The organism is Rhodococcus sp. ENV425, assembly GCF_002887785.1.
GTDB classification, from domain to species: Bacteria; Actinomycetota; Actinomycetes; order Mycobacteriales; family Mycobacteriaceae; genus Rhodococcus; species Rhodococcus aetherivorans.
In genome coordinates, this window is sequence record NZ_PCZU01000284.1 from 1,751 (window position 1) to 7,095 (window position 5,345).

Here is a 5,345-nt window from a genome sequence, read left to right on the forward strand (position 1 = left end):
TCCGGTCCCCGTCGCGGCCGTCACCGGCGGCGAGCAGGCCCCGCACCGAGCGCAGGTGCTGTAGCGCGCGCGGCGGCCGGAACAGCGCCGCCACCACGGGCCGGTCGATGTCGTAGAGCGCCTCACCCCGGTCCGGATCCGACACCCAGCCGCCGGCGTCGCCGTCCGCCAGCGTTATCGCCCCCCGCGCGGCGAGCCACGCCACCGCGTCGACGAACGCGTCCCGGTCGGTCGCACGCTCGGTGGCCAGCTCCACCCCGGGCACCTGGCCGGCCTCGGACGCGACCTGCTCGGCCAGTTCCGACAGCGTGATCTGCCCGCCGGCGCGTCCCAGCGCCGCCAGCGCCAGCGCCAGGTAGGCGTACCGGCGACGGTCGAAGGGCCGGTCGGTGACCGTGCGCGCGCCGCCCCCGGGATCGAGCCGGTCCGCGACGGTGAACAACCGCGCGGTCGTCTCGGTCACCTCCAGCCGGTATCCGAACAACTCGAGCAGGTCCTCCCGCAGCTCCGTCGCCCACCGGCGCAGCAGCGGCAGCGCGGCCCGGTCCGGGTACTGCGCGGTCACCAGATGGTGCGACAGGATCAGGCGCGCCGCCCGCTGGTACGAATCCCGGTCGAGCGGCGAGATCCGCCGGGCCCTCACTGCACGCTCACCCGCAGCCCGTCCAGATGCAGCCGGCCCCGCGCCGTGCGTACCACCGTGCCCTCCGCGGCCGGGCTCAACGTCAGCCGCACCCCGTTCTGCGTGCCCGTCGCCCCCGGCACGGTGCCGCTGACCGGAACGCGCGCCGACAGTGCCGCGTCGAGCAGGCTCAACAGCACCTCGGTCTCCGGCTCGGACAACTCCCGCTCGTCCACGCCGCCCGCCGCCAGGGATCGCGCCGCCTCGGCCCGCGCCCGCTGCGCCGCCAGCTGCCGCTCCCGCAACCGCCGGATCCCGGATTCGTTGCGCTGCACCCGCGCCGGCGCCCCCGCCGACGGGGTGCGCCCGGTCTCGGCCAGCGTCCGGGCGATCGGGACGGGTGCCGCTTCCCACCACGACGTCGTCACCGGGATCGTCTCCGGGTCGGGATGCACGGCGGAGAAGTGACGCGGGCGGCCCAGGTCGAACACCGCTCCGAACAGCGCGTGCGCCGACTCCTCGCTCGGCGCGGCCGCGAACCAGCCGGCCAGGTGCCGCAGCTGCGACTCGCGGCTCACCCCGCCGCGCCGGGTCTCCGTCACCCGGCGCAGCAGCGCCAGCACCGCCGCGATCGCGCTCATCGTGCCCTCCCGCAACCGCTCCGACTCGCTCGGCACGTCCCCGGCGCCGACGAACCACCGCTCGAGGCCGCGCCATCGGGCTCGCCAGTCCGCCTGCCGTTCGGGTGCGGGCAGCAGCACCCGCTCGTCGTGCGCGGCGGCGAACCCCAGCATGCGGTCGATCCCCGTCTCCTGCACCCGTGCCAGCGCGGCCGCCAGCTTCGGTGCGTAGCGGGCCAGGTCCGTGCTGAACTCGCGCATGTGCGCCAGCACCGCATCCTTGTGCGCCAGGAACGACTCGGGCGTGACCTCGGTGGTGCGCACCAGGTCACCGAGCATCAGATAGAACCCCGCGGCCCGCTCGGCCATGTCCGACAACGTCGTGTCCAGCCGCGACAGCTTGCGATAGATGAGCTCTCCGTCCCCGGCCGCGTTCGCGGCCGCCAGCTCGGTCAGGTCGGCCAGCAGATCCGCCAGCGCGAGACGCGACAGCGACGCGTCCTCGCCGCGCGCCCGCAGCACATCCTCCACGGCCCGGAAGGCGTGATAACCGGCCCGGCCGAACTGATACACGTAGTGCCGGTTGCGGTACTCGGCCAGCGACGCCGCCCGGGTGCCGTCGTAGCTGCGCTCGAGCACACCCCAGGCGTGCAGCTGCTCGAGCAGCGGTGCGACGTCCTGGGCCGACAGCGCCGCCGCCGGATCCGCCGAGCCGGTCCGCTCGAGGATCGCCGCGACCTCGGCGGCGTGCAGCAGCACCACGTAGTTGGCGCGGGCGAGGTCGAAAGCACGCAGCACCCAGAGGTATTCGGCCCGCTTCTCGGCCGTCGCGAACGAGAACAACCGGAGCCGGTCGTGCTGCACCCCGGCCCCCGGATCGGTGGGCCCGGCGGGCGGCTGCGTTTCGTTCACCGTGACAGGGTAGGCGGGGGCGGCCCTCGTGCCGCGCAGCCCCCGGTGCCGTGCGCGCCACACCCGGGCGGAGGTGCAGCCCGTGCCCCTCATGGGCGTCCGGCCGTCGCCGGGGTCGGGGATCCCGCCGCCCGGTCAGCTCTCGACCGGCGCCGTCTGCGTCGTGTCCGCCTCGTGGCGGGACTCGGCCGCTGCGGCGCGCGCCGCGGTGAGGTCGACCCGTAGCCGATCCCGCTCGCCGCGCAGGTCGACGATCTCGGCCCGAAGTTCGTCGCCCCGGTCGCGGGCCGCGGTCTCGGCGGCCTGGGCGGCCGCCGCCGCGATGCGGGCCTCTTCCAGGGCGCCGCGCAGCTTCTCGACGCGGGCGCGTTCCGCGGTGAGATCGGTGTCGAGCCGGGCGGTGGCCGCGGCGGCCGTGGCTGCCTCTTTCTCCGCGGCGGCGCGGGTGTGCACCAGATCGTCACGCAGGGTCGCGAGTTCCGATTCGAGCCGGGCGAGCTGCTGTTGCTGGGTGGTGACGGTCGACCGGTACTCGGCGAGCTCCGCGGCGTGCGCGGCCGCGGTGGCATCGATGCGTTCCTGCCAGGTGCGCAGGGTGTCCGCGTGCTCCTGGGCCGCTCGCGTCGACTCGTCGCGATGTGCGGTCTCCAGTTCCCGGATCCGGGTGTCGTGCGCCGCGCGGGCGTCCGCCAGCTCTCGGTCGACGGCCTCGACGGCGGCCTCCGCGTTGTCGCGGTCCTCGGTCGCCTGGGCGAGTTGCTCGCGCAGGCGGGCGATCCTGGCGTCCGCGTCCGCCTTCACCTTCGCCAGTTCCGTGGTGGCCCGGTTCATCTGCGCCTCGAGCGCGTCCGGGTCGGTGAGCTTGTCGACGGCGGCGGTGATCTGCGCGGCGACGGCGCTGTACTGCTCGAGCGTCGTCGCGCTCAGGGTGCGGAGTGCGGCGACGGCGGACGCCAGGTTGGTGGCTGCTTCGGCCGGGCCCGGGGGAGTGGTCGGCTCGGCCAGCGAGGCCGCCTCCCTCTTCTGTCGTTCCCGTTCCCGGTAGGCCCGGACCCGGTCGGCGGCGGACGCGTACTTCCGCGGTCGTCCCGGCTTCGGGCGCTCGTCGGGTAGGGATTCGCCGGTGCTCGCTTCGCTCACGGAGTCCTCGTCTCGGGCAGTGGTTGCAGCCATATCTATCAGGTGGGGGAAGGGGCCGAAAAGCGGTTACGGAATCGGGTTCATACGGAATACATTAATTTACCGAATATTCCATCCCGGTCGCTTCTCGAACGAAACCATCCGCCACACCCACAAGGAGAGGGGACCTTCCGCCCGGGCCTTCGCGGGCCCGATATCGGACTCCGGAGTGTTCATCCGGGTTATCCGTACGTATCACAAAAGGAAACTAATTATGAAATGAAATGAATTAAATATAGTAATTCCAGTTCAAGAGGTTAGTGAGGCGATGCGAAACTCGAAACGTTACGAGCAATCGGTCCAATCGTTGCTCGGGAAAGGCAGAGGTACGCACATATGCATGGGTTGGCTTGATCGTCATAACTCCCCCTTATGGTGAGTCAGGGGTGCGGGGGGTTCGAAAAGTGGGGAGGGTGCCGCGACGGACTCGGCGGTGGCCCGTCGGCCCTTCCTGGCCCACCGCCGGGGCGGGGCGCACCGGGTGCCCGGCTACGGATCAGTCTGGTGCGGAACGATTTTCGAGGCCGGTCGGGCACGAAGGTGCGCCCGTTCGCCCTGCTTGCCGAACAGGCTGTGGAACTCGACCGGTTCGGCATCGGCGGCGCCGAACCAATGCGGCACGCGAGTGTCGAACTCGGCCGCCTCCCCGGGCACGAGAACCAGGTCGTCCTCACCCAGGACGAGTCGCAGCCGTCCGTTGAGGACGTAGAGCCACTCGTAGCCCTCAGGGGTCTGGGGATCCGGTTCCCCACGGCCGCTGTCGGCGGGGATCACCAGCTTGTACGCCTGGATGCCGCCGGCGCGCCGGGTGAGCGGCACCATGGTCATGCCGTGACGAGTGATCGGACGCAGATGAATGCGCGGGTCGCCGGTCGGTGGGGCGCCCACCAGCTCGTCGAGCATCACCCCGTGCACGCGGGCCAGGGGCAGCAACAGTTCGCGCGTCGGTCGGCGGGTGCCGGACTCGAGTCGGGACAGGGTGCTCACTGAAATGCCCGTCGCCGCCGAGAGATCGGCCAACGTGGTCTCGCGTTTGCGCCGCAGCGCGCGAAGCCGGGGCCCGACCGTCTCGAGCGCTCGGTCGAGGTCGTCTATGCCCCACGCTTTGCCATAGCGGCAAACAACGTTGCGGGTTCTTCCCGTCGGCTCGCATAGTCGTCGTGGAGGTGATCGAGATGAGCGATCTGCTCGGAAACAAATACGACGTGGTGGTGATCGGCGGCGGGGCTGCCGGGCTGAATGCGGGGCTGATGCTGGCCCGGGCGCGGCGGTCGGTGGTCGTCATCGATGCGGGCGCCCCACGCAACGCTCCGGCTGCGGGCGTGCACGGATTGTTGGCCCGGGACGGGATCCCGCCGGCCGAACTGCTCGGCCGCGGCCGAGACGAGGTCCGCGGCTACGGCGGTGACGTGGTGCACGCGGACGTGACCGCCGTGACCCGCCGCGAGAGCGGGTTCGAGGTGACCCTGTCCGACGGCCGGGTGACCCGCGCCCGCCGGCTGCTGGTGACCACCGGGCTGGTCGACGAGCTTCCCGACGTGCCCGGGCTGCGGGCGCGCTGGGGGCGAGACGTGCTGCACTGCCCGTACTGCCACGGCTGGGAGGTCCGCGACCGGGCCATCGGTGTGCTGGCGAGCGGACCCATGTCGGTGCACCAGGCCCTGCTGTTCCGGCAGTGGAGCGCCGACGTCACATTCTTCACCCACACCGCGCCGGCGCCTGCCGCCGAGCAGGCGGAGCAGCTGGTCGCCCGTGGCGTCCGGGTGGTCGACGGCGAGGTGACCGCCGTGGAGATCGTCGACGACCGCCTCACCGGGGTACGGCTGAGCAACGGCGGGACGATCGCCCGGGAGGCGCTGGTGGTCGCGCCGCGGATGGTGGCGCGCGCCGGTTTCCTCGCGGCGCTCGGCCTGCGGGCCGTGGAGCACCCGGCCGGGGTCGGAGAGCACATCCCCGCGGATGCAACCGGCCGCACCGACGTCCCCGGAGTGTGGGTGGCGGGGAACGTCACC

General features: G+C 72.3%; 5 protein-coding genes. 1 reads left to right on the forward strand and 4 read right to left on the reverse strand.

The genetic code is table 11. The features are described 5' to 3' along the window. The 4 genes from CQZ88_RS31970 to CQZ88_RS27180 all read right to left on the reverse strand — a co-directional run. Window positions 1-643 (reverse strand): TIGR02678 family protein (locus CQZ88_RS31970; RefSeq protein WP_258008818.1); only part of this gene is annotated, 643 nt, incomplete at its 3' end. Continuing rightward, a complete protein-coding gene (locus tag CQZ88_RS27170; RefSeq protein WP_006939368.1) occupies window positions 640-2,106 on the reverse strand; it encodes a TIGR02677 family protein in 1,467 nt (488 codons plus the stop codon). The genes CQZ88_RS31970 and CQZ88_RS27170, both read right to left, overlap by 4 nt. A 183-nt stretch (window positions 2,107-2,289) precedes the next feature. After that, entirely contained in the window at window positions 2,290-3,294 is a 1,005-nt protein-coding gene (locus CQZ88_RS27175; protein ID WP_102800572.1) for a hypothetical protein, read from the reverse strand. A 528-nt stretch (window positions 3,295-3,822) separates the two neighbouring features. Beyond that, complete coding sequence (locus CQZ88_RS27180; protein WP_102800573.1) at window positions 3,823-4,428, reverse strand: helix-turn-helix domain-containing protein; 606 nt, start codon at window positions 4,426-4,428, stop codon at window positions 3,823-3,825. A gap of 80 nt (window positions 4,429-4,508) precedes the next feature. Between CQZ88_RS27180 and CQZ88_RS27185 the strand changes: the two genes are divergently transcribed. Beyond that, on the forward strand, window positions 4,509-5,345 hold an 837-nt coding region (locus tag CQZ88_RS27185; RefSeq protein WP_180987092.1), incomplete at its 3' end, for an NAD(P)/FAD-dependent oxidoreductase.